Consider the following 17015-nt stretch of genomic DNA (forward strand, 5'->3'; position numbering starts at 1 on the left):
GAAGGGCGCGCGTTCCTCCCTCGGGGAGGTGGTCACGCAGTGACCGGAGGGTAGTCCAGTGACCGAGCTGCAGCGCGTCGTCATCGTGGGGAATGGTCAGGTGGCCGAACTGGCCCTGGCGCGGCTGCGGCGTGACACCGCGCTGCAGGTTGCCGGCTTTGCGGTCGATCGCGCCTACATTCGCGGCCCTGAACTGCTGGGCCTGCCGGTGCATGCCTTTGAAGACATCGCGAGCCATTTTCCACCCGATACCCACCTGGCGGTGGTGGCCATCGGCCCCACCGCGGTGAACCGCATCCGGGCCGAACGCTTCGACCAGGCGCGCGCGCTGGGCTACCGCTTTGTCAATCTGATCAGCCCGCGCGCCAGCGTCTGGCCCGGCGTGGTGATGGGCGAGAACTGCACCGTCGGCGACGGCTGCGTGATCCAGCCCTACACGCGCCTGGGTGACAACGTGCATGTGGGCAGCGGCAGCGTGGTGGGCCACCACGTGGTGCTGGAGGACCACTGCTACCTCGCGGCCAGCGTGGCACTGGCGGGTAGCGTGACCATCGGCCGTGCGGCTTTGCTGGGCGTGGGCACGGTGGTGCGGGACCGCGTGCGGGTCGGCGCCGAGGCCGTGCTCGGGGCGGGGGTGGTGCTCAGCGGGCATGCCCAGGCGCGCGCCGTCTATGCAGCGCCGCAACCGGTGCTGCTGCCGGTCAGCAGCGACAAGCTGCCGCTTTAGAGATTGCGCGGAGGCCACGCTCCGGCTTGCTTCAGCATGGCCAGATCATGGTGCTCCACGCGGTAGCTGCCGTCGACATGGCTGGCGGCGGGGCGGGGCGGGTCCACCGTGATGGCGGTGTCGCCCAGCCATTGGCGCAGGCACAGGCCGAGCTCATCCAGACCCAAAAGCCGGCGTGCGAGCGAGGCGCCGGTGAAGCGTCCGTTGACCTCGATGACCTGCCAGCCCCACTCGGGATCGCGCTTGCCCTGCACATTGCAGGGGCCGCGCCAGCCCGCCTGCGCCAGGGCCCGAACATGAGTCAGGGCCAGGTCCGCCCATGGCGCTTCGGCGCATGGCTCCAGCCAGGTGGGCCGGCCCGAGCTCTGCACCGCGCGGTAGCCGAGTGAGCCCTCGATCTGCCCCTGGGGGTCGATCAGGGCATGAAAACCGAAGAGCGAGGTCTCGGGGACTTCTGACCAGAGCGGCAAGCCCAGCGGTGCGGCCAGGGCTTGCACCTGCCATTCAGGGTGAGGGTCGAAGTAGGGCTGGAGCACATAGCCCGCCGTCCTCGCCGCGGCCAGGACTTGGACCTCGGTGTGGACGATGCGCACGCCCCGAGAGCCATTGCCGGCCGCAGGCTTGGCAATCAAGGTGCGATGGACCTGCCACAGCGCGAGAGCCGTGTCGGGCTGCGAATCCTGGCCGCAGACCACGGTGGCGGCAAAGGGCAGGCCCTGTGCGGCCGCGAAGGCCGCGTACTGCGCCTTGTCATGCAGCGCCTGGGCAGCGTCCAGCGCACCCACCAGCAAGCGCGGCGCGTATTGAGGGTCACGAGCGCGCCAGCGCGCCAGGGCCAGCACATCGTCGTCGCGCGCCGGGATCGCCAGGTCGATGGCCTCGCGCATCAGGAGCTCGGTGTGGAAGGCGTCCCAGGCCGCCGCATCGGCCGCAGGCGGTGCGAGGTAGACGCGATCACAGCGGAAGTTGGCAGCTGCACCGGCTTCGGAGTTGCTGCCAATCACCCGCAGGCCTTGGCGTCGCCCTTCCAGGCAATCCAGCAAGTTGTGGCCCACGCCGGAACCGACGCTGGTGATGAGGAGATTGGGCATGGCATGGTCTTGAGCGGGTCGCGATTCTCTGCGCGGCAAAGACGCTCAGACCAAATGACACGCCACCCGGCGCCCCCCCACCTCCCGCAACTCCGGCCGCTCCTGCCCACAACGCGCCTGCGCCAGCGGGCAGCGCGGGTGGAAGGCGCAGCCGCTGGGTGGGTTCAGGGGGCTGGGCAGTTCGCCGTGCAGGCGGATGCGCTGGGCGCGTTCCTTGGGCTTGAGCGAGGGCGTGGCGCTCATCAGGGCCTGGGTGTAGGGGTGCAGGGGGTGCGCGAAGACCTGGGCCTTGGGGCCGATCTCCACCGTGCGGCCCAGGTACATCACCATCACCTCGTCGGCCATGTGCTCCACCACCGCCAGGTTGTGTGAGATGAACACATAGGCCGTGCCGGTCTGCTCTTGCAGGTCCATGAAGAGGTTGAGGATCTGCGCCTGGATCGAGACATCGAGGGCCGAGACGGGCTCATCCGCCACCACCAACGCGGGCTTGAGCATCATGGCGCGGGCGATGGCCACGCGTTGGCGCTGGCCGCCGCTGAACATATGCGGGTAGCGCGCGGCGTGCTCGGGGCGCAAGCCCACGGCGGCCAGGCTCTGGGCCACGCGCTCCTGGCGCTCGGGTTTGCTGAGCTGGGTGTGCAGCAGCAGGGGCTCGGCCAGGCTGCGGCCGATGCTGTGGCGCGGGTTCAGGCTGGCATAGGGGTTCTGGAACACCATCTGCACGCGCGGGCGCAGGGCTTGGCGCTGGGCGGTGTCCATCGCGGCCAGGTCTTGGCCTTCGAGTGACAGGCGGCCGGCGCTGGGCGATTCGATCAGCGTGAGTTGGCGCGCCAGCGTGCTCTTGCCGCAGCCGGATTCGCCCACCACCGCCAGGGTCTGGCCCGGCTTCAGGGCAAAGCTGACGCCGGCCAGCGCCTGCACCTTGGCTTTGGGCGCGAACCAGCCGCGTTTGATGTCGTAATGGCGCGCCAGGTCCTGGGCTTCGACGAGTGCAGAGGTCATGTCGGAAAGAAGCAGCGCACGCCCTGTTCCAGCGCTGGCTGCTCGGAGTGGCAGCGCGCCTGGGCCTTCGGGCAGCGGGGGGCCAGCAGGCAGCCGGCCGGGCGGTCGTGGGCGCCGGGCACGATGCCGGGCAGGGCCGCCAGGCGGCGCGCACCCTGGTTGTGCTCGGGCAGTGCGGCCAGCAGGGCCTGGGTGTAGGGGTGGCGGGGGCGCTCGAACAGGTCGGGCAGGGGGGCGGTTTCGACCAACTGGCCGGCGTACATCACGGCGGCGCGCTGCGCGAGCTCTGCAACGACTGCCAGGTCGTGCGTGATCATCACCAGCGCCATGCCTTGCTCACGCTGCAGGCGGGCCAGCAGGTCGAGGATCTGCGCCTGGATCGTCACGTCCAGCGCGGTGGTGGGCTCGTCGGCAATCAGCAGCTTGGGGTTGCAGGCAATCGCCATCGCGATCATCACGCGCTGGTTCATGCCGCCGCTCAGCTCATGCGGGTAGGCGTTCAGGCGGTTCTTGGCATCGGGAATCTCGACCTGCTGCAACAGCTCCAGCGCCCGCGCGCGCGCCGGGCCGCCGCGCAGGCCCAGGTGTACGCGCAGCACCTCTTCGATCTGGAAGCCCACGCGGTAGGCGGGGTTCAGGGCCGAGAGGGCGTCCTGGAACACCATGGCCACCTCGCGGCCCACCAGGCGGCGGCGGGCGCCCTCATCCAGCGTCAGCAGGTCCTGGCCGGCGAAGCGCAGCGTTTGCGCGCTCACTTCGCCGGGCGCGGGGATCAGGCCCATCAGCGCCATCATGCTGACGGACTTGCCCGAGCCCGATTCGCCCACCAGGCCCAGCACCTCGCCGGGCTGCACGCTCAAAGAGACGCCATCCACGGCCTGGAAGGCGCCGAAGCGCACCGAGAGGCGGTCGATTTCCAGCAGCGGCGCGCTCATTGCAGCTTCTTCAGTTTGGGGTCGAGCGCATCGCGCAGCCCGTCGCCCATCAGGTTCACGGCTAGCACGGCCACCAGGATGGTCAGCCCCGGCAGCGTGACGACCCAGCCGGCGCGTTGGATGTAGTCGCGCGCGCTGCTGAGCATGCTGCCCCACTCGGGCGTGGGGGCCTGCACGCCCAGGCCCAGGAAGCCCAGGCCCGCGGCGGCCAGCAGCGCGGTGGAAAAGCCGAGGGACGCGTTGACGATCAGCGGCGCCATGCAGTTGGGCAGCACGTTGACGAACATCTGCCGCAGCGTGCCGGCGCCGGCCACGCGGCTGGCAGTCACGTAGTCCTTGGGCAGCTCGGCCAGCGCGCTGGCGCGGGTCAGGCGCACGAAGCCGGGCAAGGCGCCGATGGCGATGGCCAGCGCGGTGTTGGCCAGGCCCGGCCCCAGGATGGTGATGACGCAGATGGCCAGCAGCAAGCCCGGCAGGGCCAGCAGGATGTCCATGGTGCGCATGATCAGCGGGCCTGCAGAGCGGCCATAGAAAGCCGCCAGCAGGCCCAGCAGCACGCCGGGAATCAGCGACAGCAGCACCGCTGCCGCGGCCAAGCCCAGCGACGCGCGCCCGCCATGCAGCAGGCGCGAGAGGATGTCGCGCCCTAGCTCGTCCGTGCCCAGCAGGAAGCGCGCGCTGCCGCCGTCCATCCACACCGGCGGCGTCAGCATGTGGGCGCGGTACTGCTCGATGGGATCGTGCGGTGCCAGCCAGGGTGCGGCCAGCGCGGCCAGCACCAGGGTGCAGAACACGATCAGCGCCACCAGCGCCCCGCGGTTGGCGGCGAAGCCGTCCCAGAACTCTCGCAGCGGCGATTTCATGCGGCCCCCCGCAGACGCGGATTGGCCCAGCTGTTGAGGATGTCCACCAGCAGGTTCACGGCGATGAAGGTCAGGGCGGTGACGAGGATGCCGGCCTGCACCACCGGGTAGTCGCGCCGGGCAATGGCGTCGATCAGCCATTTGCCGATGCCGGGCCAGGAAAAGATGGTCTCGGTGAGCACCGCGCCGGCCAGCAGGCTGCCGGTCTGCAGGCCCACCACGGTCAGCACCGGAATGAGCGCATTGCGCAGCGCGTGCACGGCCAGCACCCGCGCGGGCGAAAGCCCCTTGGCGCGGGCGGTGCGGATGTAGTCCTCGCGCAGCACCTCCAGCATGCTGGAGCGCGTCATGCGCGCCACCACCGCCAGGCTGGCCGTGCCCAGCACGATGGCGGGCAGCAGCAGGTGCCGCAGCGCACTCCGGAACGCGCCGGCCTCACCGCTCAGCAGGCTGTCGATCAGCATGAAACCGGTCACGCGCTCGACCTCGAACTCCACCGCGATGCGGCCGGACACTGGTGTGAGGCCCAGGTCCACCGAGAAGAACATGATCAGGATCAGGCCCCACCAGAACACCGGCATCGAGTAGCCCACCGTGGCCAGGCCCATCACGCCCTGGTCCAGCCAGGAGCCGCGCTTCAGCGCCGCGGCCATGCCCAGCAGCAGGCCGCCTACCACCGCCAGCAGCAGCGCGCACAGGGCCAGCTCCAGCGTGGCCGGGAAGAGGGCCGCGAACTCCTGGCTGACCGGCGTGCGGCTCACCAGGCTCTGGCCCAGATCGCCCTGCAGCAGCTGGCCCAGGTAGTGGAGGTACTGGTTCCAAAGCGGCTGGTCCAGGCCGAGCTGCTTCATCAGCGCGGCGTGGGTGGCAGGGTCGAGCTGGCGCTCGCCCACCATGATCTCGATCGGGTCGCCGGGCACCAGGCGGATCAGGCCGAAGGCCACCGCCGTGATGCCCAGCAGCGTGGGCAGCAGCAAGGCCAGCTTGTGCAGAAAGGCTTTCATCAGAAGCGGCTGGTGTAGGGCACGCGCTCGGCAGGCTTGAGCAGCTTCAGGCCGCCGGGCCGCGTGCAGGCATCCAGCAGGGCGGCGGTCTCGGCGTCGGGCACCCCGTCGTAGCGGGCCGGGCGGTAGCGCATCTGGAAGGCGATCAGCTGGTCGCGTGTGTAGGCGTCGAGGGTCTCTTCCAGGTCGGCGCTGTGGGCGGGTGCAAAGCCGTGTTCGCCCAAGCGGGCCTGGAACCAGGCCAGATCGGGCAGCTGTTGTTCGTACTGGGCTTTCAGCTGCGCCACCAGGGCCTCATCGGGCCAGGGGATCAGGCCTTCTTCGGCCAGGCGCTTCCAGGGGAAGAGGGGCCCCGGGTCCTGCTTGCTGCGCGGCTGGATCTCGCCATGGCTAACGATCCGCTCGGGGCGGATCTTGTGGCGCGCCACGATGTCCTTGGTCAGCGCCACCACGGCCTCGATCTGCTCGGGCGGGAAGGGTCTGAAGTCCCAGCTGCCGTCCGTGCGGCGCGTGCCGCCGCGGTTGACGATCTCGATGCCGATCGAGCTCGCATTCAGGCCCGCATGGCCCTTCCAGTAGCTGGGGCCGGCATGCCAGGCGCGGCGGCTTTCGTCCACCAGGCGGTAGATGCGCACGGGCTCTTCGCTCACCAGGTAATGGCTGCTGACGGGCGCAGCGCTCGGTTCGGTCAGGGTCTTGAGCGAGGCATTGAAATCGCCCACCGTGTAGTGCATCACCAGGAAGAGCACGCGGCTGTCCTGGTTCTGCGAGCGGTAGCTGTCGTCGATGCGCAGACCGGCGCAGCCGGTCAGCAGCAGGGCCATCAAGAGGGCAGGTAGTCGCTTCATCGGGTTCGCAACAAGGTATGGGCCAGCTGGGCCGCGGTGGTGTGCGGCTGCAGCTGGCCGCTGGTGAGCGGCAATTGGGGGGGCAGGGCCTCGCGCAGGCCGTCCAGCACCAGCGGGTGCAGCAGCAGCGCGCGGCCGGCGGCCAGCACGGGCTTGGCGCCAAAGCGGCGGCTTAAAGCGAGCGGCAGGCGGGCCAGCTCGGTGCCGGCGCGGCGCAGCAGGACGCGGGCTTGCGGGTCTTGCGCGGCGGCTTCGGCCACGGCCAGGGCCAGGCGGCCGATGCTGCCGCGATCCCCGCCGTACATGAACTGGCGGCTGCGCGCCCAGTCCGGCCCGCCCAGGCGCTCGAACAACGCACAGGCCAGGGGCGAATCGCGCCAGCTCTCGGGGGCTTCGTCCTCGCGCCGCCACACCGTCGCCAAGGCCTCGCGGGCGATCCAGTAGCCACCGCCTTCATCGCCCAGCAGGTAGCCGCGGCCACCGGCGCGGTGCAGCTGGCCGCTGGCGTCCAGGTGCACGGCAATGGCGCCGGTGCCGGCGTAGACCAGATAGCCCGCGCCGGGCGCAAAGGCGGCGCGGTAGGCGATGTCCATGTCGCTGTGGCAGGCCACGCGCGTGGGCTCGATGCGCAGGGCCTCGGCCAGGCGGCGGTTCAGCTCCTGGGCCACCGGGCCCTCGGGCTCGGCCACGCCGGTGATGCCGCCGTACAGCGCCACCGCCTGCCCCAGCGGCGCCAGGGCCTGGGCCAGCTCGGCCAGGGCCTGCTGCAACTGCTGCCGCTTGGCCGGGTCGGCCAGCAGCAGGCCGCTGATGGGGGCTACCTCGCCCTCGGCGCACAGGCTGCCCTGCGCATTCACCGCCGCCCAGCGGGTTTGCGTGCCGCCGGCGTCCAGGCCGATGGAGAGGAGCTTCATGCCTTGCTCCAGGAAGCGCGCGGGCCTTCGAGGCCGGTGGCGCTGATGGCGCAGGCCACCAGGGCGTCGGCGCGGTCCGGCCAATCGAAGGGGCCGGGCCCGCGCAGCTCGCCGCGCCAGGCTCCGGCCTCGCGCCACCACAGCCAGCGCCGCAGCGGGGCCTCTTCCGGCCCGCGCAGCTGCCACTGTGCCGCGCCGCCCACGGGGCGCACGCGCTCCAGCTGCAGCGCACCCGGTGGCGCATCCGCCAGCCAGGGCGTGGCCGGGGGCAGGGCGGACTGGGCGTAGCTCTGGGTGCGCAGGCGCTCGCTCAAACCACGGCGGTTCTGGCCCAGCGCCACCCAGCTGAAATGCACATGACCGCCGGCCTGGGCCTGGCGCGTCACGCCGATCTGCGCCTCGATCTCCTCCACCGGCCAGCTGTCGTCTTTCTCCGTCACCTTGCTGGTGAAGAGGCCGGGCCACAGGTGTCGGCCCTTGGGGTTGAGTTGCTGCCAGCCGCGCAGCAGGGGCTCGAAGGCCTGGGCGGTTTGGGCGCGCGGCCAGTAAAGCTGCGGCACCAAATAGTCCAGCCAGCCTTCGCTCAACCAGCGCTCCACATCGGCGTACAGCTGGTCGTACTGGCTGAAGCCCTGGATGCCGGCGGGGCGCAGCGCCGGCTTCATCAGGCCGAAGGGGCTGATGCCAAAGCGCGCCGTGGGGCGCAGCTCGTGCACGCTGGCGTGCAGGCGTTGCACCAGCGCGTCCACCTGGGCGCGGCGCCAGTCGGCGCGGCTCAGGGTGCCGCCGCTGGCTTGGTAGCGAGACCAGGCCGGTTCGTCGGGGAAATCCACCCACTGGCCGGCGGCGTCCTTCACCGGGTAGGGGTAGAAGTAGTCGTCGATGTGCAGGCCATCAAGCGCGTAGCGGGCCAGCAGGTCGCGCGCCACGGCCAGGGTCTGGGCGGCGGCGCCGTCTTCGGCCGGGTCCAGCCAGAGCTGGTCGCCATAGCGGCGCACCCAGTCGGGGCGGCCCTGGCTCACATGGGTCGCACTGCGCGGGCCCTTGGCGGCGCTGGGCTGGGCGCGGTAGGGGTTGAGCCAGGCATGCAGCTCCAGCCCGGCAGCATGGGCCTCGCGCAGCCAGAAGGCCAGCGGGTCCCAGCCCGGGTCTTCCCCCTGATGGCCGCTGAGCCACTCGGCCCAGGGTTCCAGCGCGCTTGGGTACAGCGCATCGGCGGCGGTGCGCACCTGCAGGATCAGCGCGTTCAGGCCCAGGCGCGCGGCCTGCTGCACGGCGCGGCGCGCTTCTTCCTGCTGCACGGCCGTGGGCAGGCCGGGGCGGCTGGGCCAGTCGATGTTCGCCACGGTGGCCACCCAGGCGGCGCGGAACTCGCGCGGGATGGCGGGTGCCTGCAGCGCGGGGGCGGGCTGCACGCCGCCCAGATCGAGCACGGCGCAGCCGCCCAGCAGGGCGGGCGTGGCCAGCAGCAATTGGCGGCGCTTCATACGGTGATGAACCAGCGGCGCTGGTGCATGAACTGGGCAAGGCCCCAAAAGGCCGCCACGAACAGCAGCGCGAAGGCCAGCGAGGCATTGATGGCCGACAGACCCAGGCCCTGCAGACCTTCGAAGGCGCGTGCCTTCAGGCTCTGGCCGCCGGGTGCCCAGAAGGCCAGCAGCTTGGCCAGCAGGCTGCTGGCCACGAAGAGGAAGAGCGCGTTCATGCCGCACACCACCAAGGGGTGCAGGCGCCGCGCCCAGCGGCTGCGGGCGCCTGCGTCGGGTTGGCTGTCCAGCAGCCAGTGGCTCACCCCAAACACCAGGCAGGCCCAGCCGGCGGTGCTGGCCACATAGGCGGGGGTCCAGAGCGACTTGTTGATCGGCATCGTCCAGACCGCCAGCACTTCGGCGGCCCACAGCGCCGCCAGCCCGGCCACGAAGAGCCAGGCGGTCTTCTCCATCGCGCTGCGCGGCGTGGCCAGCCAGTGACCCACCAGCAGGCCGGCAATCTGGCTGGCCAGCGCCGGCAGGGTGCTGAGCAGGCCCTCGGGGTCCCAGGTCTTGGCCTGGGCCCACAGGTGGCCGTCCATCAGCAGGCGGTCCACAAAGGACGCGAGGTCCTGGCCCTTTTCGAGCGAGCCTACGCGCACCACGCCGTCGGCCCCGGGCACGGGGATGCAGAGCATCAGCCCGGTGTAGAGCAGCAGCAAGCCCACACCCACGCCGGCCTGGGCGCGCCAGCCCAAGTAGATGGCCAGCGGGGCGGCCAGCATGGTGCACAGCCCCAGGCGCTGCAGCACGCCGGGCCAGCGCAGGGTGTCCCAATCGAACTGCGGCACGGCGTTGAGCAGCAGGCCGATCAGCACGATGACGGCACCGCGCCGCAGCGTGCTGCGCAACAGCTGGGGCTTATCGGCGCCGGCCTGGGCGCGGCGCGTCAGGCTCAGCGTCATGGCCACGCCGCTGATGAAGACGAAGAAGGGGAACACCCAGTCGGTGAAGGTCCAGCCATGCCAGGGCGCGTGCAGCAGCGGCGCGTACACATGGCTCCAGCTGCCGGGGTTGTTCACCAGCAGCATGGCGGCGATGGTGAAGCCACGGAAGGCATCCAACGACAGCAGGCGCTGGGCAGGGGCGTGCGTCATGCCTTCTTCCCGAAGCCCGGCGGCACGTGGATCAGCGCCGTCACCGCAAACGAGGGCAAGGTGGCCAGCAGCACCCAGGCGAAGAACCACATGTAGCCGATCTGGTCCTGTAACCAGCCGCTCCACATGCCGGGCAGCATCATGCCCAGCGCCATGAAGCCGGTGCAGAGCGCGTAGTGCGCGGTCTTGTGCGGGCCCTCGGCCACCAGGATCATCACCATCAGATAGGCCGTGAAGCCCAGGCCATAACCGAACTGCTCCACCGCCAGCGCGCCGCTCACCCACCACAGGCTTTGCGGCTGCGCCCAGGCCATCAGCAGGAAAACGACGTTGGGCACATGCATGGCCAGGATCAGCGGCCACAGCGCCGCCTTCAGGCCCACGCGCGAAATCACCCAACCACCGAGCAGACCGCCCAGCGTCAAGGCACTCAGGCCCACGGTGCCGTAGGCGATGCCGACCTGCTGCGTGCTCAGCCCCAGGCCGCCTTGCGCGACGGGGTCCAGCAGGAAGGGCGTGGCCAGCTTGAGCAGCTGCGCCTCGGGGAAGCGGTAGAGCAGCAGAAAGGCCACGATCACCAGGATGGCCGGCTTCTTGAAGAACTCGGCAAACACCTGCAGCGACTCGCGCCAGAAGTCCTGCTGGCGCGGTGCGGGCCGGTCGGCCGCCGGCTTGGGCAAGGCCCACAGGTGGTAGAGCGCCACCAGCACAAAGAGGCCCGCGAGCAGCGCCATCACCACTTGCCAGGCCGAACGGGCGCTGCCCCAGCGTTCCGTCAGGAACCCGGCCAGATAGACCAGCCCGCCCTGGCCGGCAATATTGGCCAGGCGGTAGAAGGCCGAGCGCACGCCCACGAAGGCGGCCTGCTCATGCGTTTCCAGCGCCAGCAGGTAGAAGCCATCGGCGGCGATGTCGTGCGAGGCCGAGGCAAAGGCCATCAGCCACAGCACCGCCAGCGACATTTGGAAGAAGCTCTCCAGCGGCAGCGTCAGCGCCACCCCGGCCAAGGCCGCGCCCACCGCGAACTGCAGGGCCACGATCCAGTGGCGCTTGGTGCCCAGCAGCTCCACCAGCGGGCTCCACAGCGGTTTGATGACCCAGGGCAGGTAGAGCCAGCTGGTGTAGAGCGCGATTTCGGTATTGCCCAAGCCCAGGTTCTTGTACATGACGACCGAGAGGGTCATCACCGTCACATAGGGCAGGGCCTGCAGCAGGTAGAGGCTGGGGATCCAGGCCCAGGGAGAGCGCATCAAGCCTCCAGGGCGGCGCGCAGATGGCCACCGTGCTGCGCCAGCAGCGCCTGGGCGGCCGGCGCCGTCAGGCCCGCGCGCAGCATCAGCACCGCCAGCTTCACCGAGCCGCCAGCCTGGGCCAGCGCCAACTCGGCGGCCTCGGGCGCGGCGCCGCTGGCGCGTTGCGTCAGGGCCAGCGCGCGGCGGCGCAGTTTGGCGTTGGTGGCCTGCAGGTCCACCATCAGGTTGCCGTGCACCTTGTGCAGCTTGACCATCAGGCTGCTGGAAAGCGTGTTGAGCGCGATCTTCTGCGCCGTGCCGGCCTTCAGCCGCGTGCTGCCCGAAATGATCTCGGGCCCGCTGTCCAGCACCACGCCGATCTCGGCCTGCACGCACACCGGCGCGCCCGGGTTGTTGGCCATGCCGATGGTGAGACAACCCGCCGCGCGCGCCGCCTGCAGTGCGCCCAGCACATAAGGCGTGGCGCCGCTGGCGGCCAGGCCGATGACGACATCCTGGGCGCGCGGCTGCAGCTGCTGAAGATCGGCCGCGCCCTGGCTGGCGTTGTCCTCCGCGCCTTCCACCGCCTTCATCAGCGCGCCGGGGCCTCCGGCGATCAGCGCGCAGGCGCGCTCGGGCGGCCAGGAAAAGGTGGGCGTGAGCTCCACACCATCCAGCAGGCCCAGGCGGCCCGAAGTGCCTGCCCCCACGTAGATCAACCGACCGCCGGCCTGCAGGCGCGGCAGCGCAGTCTCCACCGCACGCGCCAGCGCCGGGGCGGCGGCCTGCACGGCACGCACCGCGTCGAGCTGGTCGTCCACGAGGGCTTGCACCAGCTGGCCGGTGGGGTAGCTGTCCAGATCGGGGTGGCGGGGGCTCGGCGTCTCGGTGTTGAGCATGGGCAAGGGTCAGAGGCGAGCGCTCACTCTAGGCAGGCTGGGGCGGCGGAACCAATGAATGCTGGGCCGCGGCGCATAACTGCGGGTAATTGCCGCGTCGGCAGGCGAGCGGCAGGTCCTGCTGTGCCGAACGCGACGTCTGCTGCGGGTGCCGCAGGCTCTAACCGATGCCGCCCCCTGCGCCTTCCGCTGCGGCGCAGTGGAACTCGGGCCGGAGCGGTGTGTGGCGTTGCACCGGCGGTACTCGGCCGCCGGTCAGGCCCTGTCAGAAGAACTTGTACTCCAGACGCAGCGTGAAGCTGCGGCCGCGCGGGTCGGCCACGCGGGGCTCCCAGCTGCTGCCGGCACCGGTGTTGGTGTCGTACGTGACGCTGAAGGGCGGCTCGTCGTTCAGCAGGTTCTTGATGCCGGCGGTCAGCGTCAGGTTCTTGAAGCCGGTGTAGCCCACGCTGAGGTTAAACACCGAGTAGCTGTCCACGTTCGGCTGCCAGTTTGCGGGCTTGACCGTGCCATTGGCCACGCCGGGCAGGGTGTAGTCCTTGTAGCCGTCGCGGAAGGTCTGGCTGAGGGTGGCCGTCCAGTCGCCGGCCGTGCGCGTCAGCGAGGCGGTGTGCTTCCAGCGGATGCCCAGATCGCCCGAGCGCGTGAACACGCCGATCTCGCTCGGGCCCATGGGGGCGGACTTGAGCGGGCGCGAGCGCTTCTCCAGCAGGTAGGAAACATCGAAGCCCGCCGTCCAGCGCGCGTCGGCCCACATCGTGCTGCCGCGCAGGCTGAAGTCCAGGCCTTCGGTGATGGACTCACCCGCATTGACCCAGCGCGTGTCCACCGCCACCAGGTTGCCGGAGGCATCGCGGCGCAGGTTGTCCGGGAAGTACTGGTAGTTGTTCAGGATGGTGGTGATGCCGTAGCTCAGGATCGTGCCCTCGCGGCGCACCTTCCACCAGTCCAGCGTGGCCACCAGGTCCTTGGTGGGCTGGATGACCACACCGGCGCTGGTCATCTTGGCCTCCTCGGGCTCCAGCTCGGGCTTGCCGCCGAACAGCACCAGCGGGCGGATGGCTTCGCAGCCCGGCGTGGTGGAGACGGCGCGGCTCGGGCACTTGGCCGGGTCGGTCAGGTCGGCACCGGTGTACTGGCTTTCGGTGATCGGGTCTTGCGCCTGCTTGAAGGTGGGCACGCGGAAGCCCGTGCTGTAGGAGCCGCGCAGCAGCAGTTCCTCAAACGGGGTGTAGCGCAGCGTCAGCTTCGGATTGGTGCTCTTGCCGAAGCCGGTGTAGTCGTCCTGGCGCACGGCGCCCACGGCCTCGAAGCCCTTGAAGACCGGCAAGGCGATTTCGCCGTACACCGCCTTGATGTCGCGCTTGAGCGTGCCGGCGGTGGCCAGCGCGTTATCAAAGGGCACGTTGAAGATCAGCGCGTCCACGGTGTTCGCATTGGGGCGCTGGTCCCCGTCGAACTTGTATTCCTCGGTGCGCTTGTCCAGGCCGAAGGCCGCCATGGCCATGCCTCCGGGCAACTTGAACAGCGGGCCGGAGACGGAGGCATCGGCCTGCGTCATCGTGTACTTGCCGCCGTAGAGCGTGACGCCCTGGGCCGAGATGGCGTCCAGCGCCTGGAGTGCGGCTGGCGTCTGGGTCAGCGAGAAGGGGTTGAGCGTGCCGTTGTTGATCAGGTCGGCGAATTTCTGCCAGTAGTGGTAGCCGGTGCCCACCGTGGAGCTGCTCTTGCTGGTGGCGCGGTTCAGGCCGACGCGGTACTCCCACTCCGGGAAGAAGGGCAGCGGGCCGTCGGCGCCGAGCAGGAAGCGTGCGGTGTCGGTTTCGGTCTCGATCTCGCGTGGGCCGCAGGGCATGCAGCGCCAGCGGAACGCGATCGGCTGGCCGCGGTTGGCCTCCAGCGCCGGGAAGGCCGCCACCAGCTGGTTGAAGATCTCGTTGTAGGAGCTGCCCGTGCTCGGATAGGCCAGGTTCAGGAAGGGGTGGGGCACGCGCGTGCCGTTGGGCAAGGTGGTGGTGGCCGTGGTGCCGCTGCTGATCTGGTTGTTCGAGAAGCTCTTGGCCGATTCGCTCTTGCCCAGCACCGCCTCGGCGGCGATCTGGTGCTCGCCGGCGCGGAAGGTCAGGCGCGAAACCAGGTTGGTGTTTTTCACCGGCTGCTGGATCACCGCGGCGCGGCCGGTGTCCCAGGCGCAGCCGTATTTGCTGGCCGCCGTGGCCCAGAGCTTTTCCTCGTAGGGGCTCATGCCGTCCACCGAGCCGCAACCCGCCTGGCCGGGCAGGTCCAGCACGTTGATGCCGTTCACGCGCAGCGTGGGGTCGGCAAAGTCGGCCGGCCCGGTGCCGCGGCCGGTGGCATTCAGGTTGTCGCGGCTCAGGGCGCTGTAAAGGGTGCTGATGGCAAAGGCGGTGGCAATCGGCGTGCCGCGCGTGTCCGGTGCCACGCCGCGGTCGGGCTGGTAGGTGTTGACGAAGTCGCGCTGGTCGCCGCGCAGGATCTTGTGGTCCCGCACCGAGAGTGAGGCCAGGAAGTTGAAGCCCTGGCGGTCGAGGTCGCCAAAGCCGGCCGTCACGTCGGCGCCGTAGATCTCGCCGCCCTTTTCCTGCGGAATGTCGACCATCGCGTTCATCACCAGGCCTTCAAAGCGCGTGCGCAGGATGAAGTTGATGACGCCGCCGATGGCATCGGTGCCGTAGATGGCCGAGGCCCCGTCCTTCAGCACCTCCACGCGCTCAATGGCCGCGAAGGGGATCTGGTTCAGGTCCACCGTGCCGCCGTTCAGGCCGTGCGAGGCCACGCGGCGGCCGTTCAGCAGCACCAGGGTGGCGTTGCTGCCCTGGCCGCGCAGGTTGGCGCTGGTGGCGCCGTTGTTGCCGCGTGCCGCGCCGTCCACCACGTCGGCGTTGCCGGCCAGGTTGTCCAGGCCGTTGCCGTTGATGTTCAGGCTGGCGATCAGCTGCTCGGTGGAGGCGATGCCCTGACGCTCCATCTCGCTGCGGCTGATGATCTGCACCGGCAGCGCCCCTTCGTCCTTCAGGCGCTTGATGCTCGAACCCGTGATCACCACTTTCTCGAGCTTGGCTTCGCCGGCGGGCGGGGTGGTCTGCGCGAGGCTGGGGCTGACCAGGCCCACCAGGGCCAGGGCTTGGGCGATGCGGGTGCGTTTCATCAGGGACTCCGACTGCAGGTTGTGGTTGGAAGCTTGGCCGCGATCTTCACCATGCAGACCCCCACTCGCACAGAGGGCGCGCCCCGGTTTGTGGTGCAAATGGTGATCACGACTTGTGCGCAAACCATAACTCGTGGGAATGCGCGCGCCCTCAACCGGTATTGCCTGTTTGGGAAAGAAGCAACTGCCGCGCGGTGCAGGCTGGCAGCATGGCGGGGCCATGCACCTGCTCCGCCGATTCGCCCTCCTTTGTGTCGCCCCCATCCTGCTGGCGGCCTGTGCCCACCGTCCCCTGCCGGACCCGCTGCAGACCGCGTTGCAGGCCCAAGGACTGCCGGCGGACAGCCTGGCCCTGCTGCTGGAGCCGGTGGGCCAGGCGGCGCCGGTGCTGGCGCTGCAGGCCCAGCGTGCCATGGCGCCTGGTTCCACCATGAAGCTCGTGACGGCCGCCGTGGCGCTGGAACGCCTGGGCTCCAATGCCCGCGCCGCCACCGAGCTGCGCGCCACCACCCCGCCCGATGCCGACGGCGTGCTGCACAGCCCGCTGTACGTGCGCGGCGGGGGCGAGGCCGATCTGGGCTATGCCGAGCTGCATCAGCTGCTGCGCGAACTGCGCGAACAGGGCGTGCGCGAGCTGCGCGGCGGCGTGGTGCTGGACCGCAGCCTGTTCCAGCCCGAGCGCCCCGATCAAGGCTTGCCCCCTTTCGACGACACGCCCGAGTTCCCCTACAACGTCATCCCCGATGCGCTGCAGCTCGCGGGCAGCCTGCAGCGCCTGGAGCTGCAGAGCAGCGCCCAGGGCGTGATGCAGGGGCGGCTCAGCCCCGTGCTGCCCGGCATCGAGCTGGATCTCTCCGGTCTGCGGCCGGCCGCGCGTGCCTGTGCCGACTGGGAAGACGGCTGGCAGCCGCCCCGGGTGGTGCGCGAGGCGAATGACCGGCAACGCGTGCACCTGCAGGGCGAGTTCCCGCCGCAATGCCGCATCAGTCAAGCCCTGCAGTTGGTCGATCGGCAAGTGCTGTGGGAGCGGGCGCTGCGCCAGTTCTGGGCTGAGCTGGGCGGGCAATGGGGCGCGCTCGCGGCCGTGCAGGCAGGGCGCACGCCGCCCGACAGCCTGCTGCTGGCCCGGCACCTGGAGCGGCCGCTGGCCGAACTGCTGCGCGGCCTGATGAAGCGCAGCGACAACGCCCAGACCCGTCTGCTCTACCAGCGCCTGGGTGCCGCAGTAGCCCGCCCGGGCGAGCCCACATTGGCGGCCGCCGCGCGCGCCGTGCAGGCCTGGTTCACGGAGCGCGGCATTCCGGTCGATGGCCTGGTGATGGACAACGGCTCCGGCCTTTCACGTAGCGAGCGCATCAGCGCGCGCCAGATGGCCGATCTGCTGCAAGCCGTCTGGCGCGAGCAGCGCCATCTCCCCGAGTTCCTGAACACCCTGCCCGTGGCGGGCGAGGACGGCACCCTGAGCCGCCGCCTCAAGCACGGCCCCGCGCAGGGCCGTGCGCGGCTGAAGACCGGCACCCTGCGCGACGCCGTCGGCCTCGCGGGCTATCTGTGGGACCGCGCCGGCCGGCCCTGGGTGCTGGTCGCCTGGATCAACCACGACAGCCAGGACTTGCCGCAGCGAGGCCGCGCCGTGCTGGACGCCGTGGCGGAGTGGGCGGTCAGCCGCTGAGATGCATCGGCCTCGGGGCCCCGGCCGCGT

The 17015-nt window shown here is 70.3% G+C and carries 14 protein-coding genes; 2 read left to right on the plus strand and 12 right to left on the minus strand.

Features of this window, described 5'->3' with window-relative positions:
- Positions 1–58: 58 nt before the first annotated feature.
- A complete protein-coding gene (locus ACE3QP_RS05015) occupies positions 59–727 on the plus strand; it encodes an acetyltransferase (protein WP_374434071.1) in 669 nt (222 codons plus the stop codon).
- On the opposite strand, the gene ACE3QP_RS05020 is transcribed toward ACE3QP_RS05015, so the two are convergent.
- The 12 genes from ACE3QP_RS05020 to ACE3QP_RS05075 form a co-directional block, all read right to left on the minus strand.
- Positions 724–1818 carry a hypothetical protein gene (locus ACE3QP_RS05020; protein ID WP_374434073.1) on the minus strand — a complete coding sequence of 365 codons (1095 nt, stop codon included), beginning with the start codon at positions 1816–1818 and terminating at the stop codon, positions 724–726. The two genes, ACE3QP_RS05015 and ACE3QP_RS05020, sit on opposite strands and share 4 nt — an antisense overlap.
- 45 nt (positions 1819–1863) lie before the next feature.
- Complete coding sequence (locus ACE3QP_RS05025; RefSeq protein ID WP_374434075.1) at positions 1864–2823, minus strand: dipeptide ABC transporter ATP-binding protein; 960 nt, start codon at positions 2821–2823, stop codon at positions 1864–1866.
- A complete protein-coding gene (locus ACE3QP_RS05030; protein WP_374434077.1) occupies positions 2820–3758 on the minus strand; it encodes an ABC transporter ATP-binding protein in 939 nt (312 codons plus the stop codon). The genes ACE3QP_RS05025 and ACE3QP_RS05030 overlap by 4 nt, the downstream gene beginning before the upstream one ends.
- Positions 3755–4621, minus strand: a complete 867-nt coding sequence (locus ACE3QP_RS05035) for an ABC transporter permease subunit (RefSeq protein ID WP_374434078.1) — start codon at positions 4619–4621, stop codon at positions 3755–3757. Before ACE3QP_RS05035 ends, ACE3QP_RS05030 begins: the two co-directional genes overlap by 4 nt.
- Positions 4618–5625 carry an ABC transporter permease subunit gene (locus ACE3QP_RS05040; RefSeq protein WP_374434081.1) on the minus strand — a complete coding sequence of 336 codons (1008 nt, stop codon included), beginning with the start codon at positions 5623–5625 and terminating at the stop codon, positions 4618–4620. The genes ACE3QP_RS05035 and ACE3QP_RS05040 overlap by 4 nt, the downstream gene beginning before the upstream one ends.
- Positions 5625–6473 (minus strand): N-acetylmuramoyl-L-alanine amidase, encoded by an 849-nt coding sequence (locus ACE3QP_RS05045; RefSeq protein WP_374434083.1) that lies wholly within the window; start codon positions 6471–6473, stop codon positions 5625–5627. The genes ACE3QP_RS05040 and ACE3QP_RS05045 overlap by 1 nt, the downstream gene beginning before the upstream one ends.
- Positions 6470–7387: an N-acetylglucosamine kinase gene (locus ACE3QP_RS05050; RefSeq protein WP_374434085.1), complete on the minus strand. Its 918-nt coding sequence runs from the start codon at positions 7385–7387 to the stop codon at positions 6470–6472. The genes ACE3QP_RS05045 and ACE3QP_RS05050 overlap by 4 nt, the downstream gene beginning before the upstream one ends.
- A complete protein-coding gene (locus ACE3QP_RS05055) occupies positions 7384–8874 on the minus strand; it encodes a glycoside hydrolase family 10 protein (RefSeq protein ID WP_374434087.1) in 1491 nt (496 codons plus the stop codon). The genes ACE3QP_RS05050 and ACE3QP_RS05055 overlap by 4 nt, the downstream gene beginning before the upstream one ends.
- Positions 8871–10013 carry an acyltransferase family protein gene (locus tag ACE3QP_RS05060; protein WP_374434088.1) on the minus strand — a complete coding sequence of 381 codons (1143 nt, stop codon included), beginning with the start codon at positions 10011–10013 and terminating at the stop codon, positions 8871–8873. Before ACE3QP_RS05060 ends, ACE3QP_RS05055 begins: the two co-directional genes overlap by 4 nt.
- Positions 10010–11263, minus strand: coding sequence for an MFS transporter (locus ACE3QP_RS05065; RefSeq protein ID WP_374434089.1), 1254 nt, complete (start codon positions 11261–11263; stop codon positions 10010–10012). The genes ACE3QP_RS05060 and ACE3QP_RS05065 overlap by 4 nt, the downstream gene beginning before the upstream one ends.
- Positions 11263–12144 (minus strand): N-acetylmuramic acid 6-phosphate etherase, encoded by an 882-nt coding sequence (gene murQ / locus ACE3QP_RS05070; protein WP_374434090.1) that lies wholly within the window; start codon positions 12142–12144, stop codon positions 11263–11265. Before murQ ends, ACE3QP_RS05065 begins: the two co-directional genes overlap by 1 nt.
- Before the next feature lie 265 nt (positions 12145–12409).
- Complete coding sequence (locus tag ACE3QP_RS05075) at positions 12410–15313, minus strand: TonB-dependent receptor domain-containing protein (protein WP_374434091.1); 2904 nt, start codon at positions 15311–15313, stop codon at positions 12410–12412.
- Between the two features lie 220 nt (positions 15314–15533).
- On the opposite strand from ACE3QP_RS05075, the gene dacB reads away from it, so the two are divergent.
- Positions 15534–16985, plus strand: coding sequence for a D-alanyl-D-alanine carboxypeptidase/D-alanyl-D-alanine-endopeptidase (gene dacB / locus ACE3QP_RS05080; protein WP_374434092.1), 1452 nt, complete (start codon positions 15534–15536; stop codon positions 16983–16985).
- Positions 16986–17015: the final 30 nt, after the last annotated feature.

Origin of the sequence: Inhella sp., assembly GCF_041912635.1 — a bacterium.
Lineage (GTDB): Bacteria > Pseudomonadota > Gammaproteobacteria > Burkholderiales > Burkholderiaceae_C > Inhella.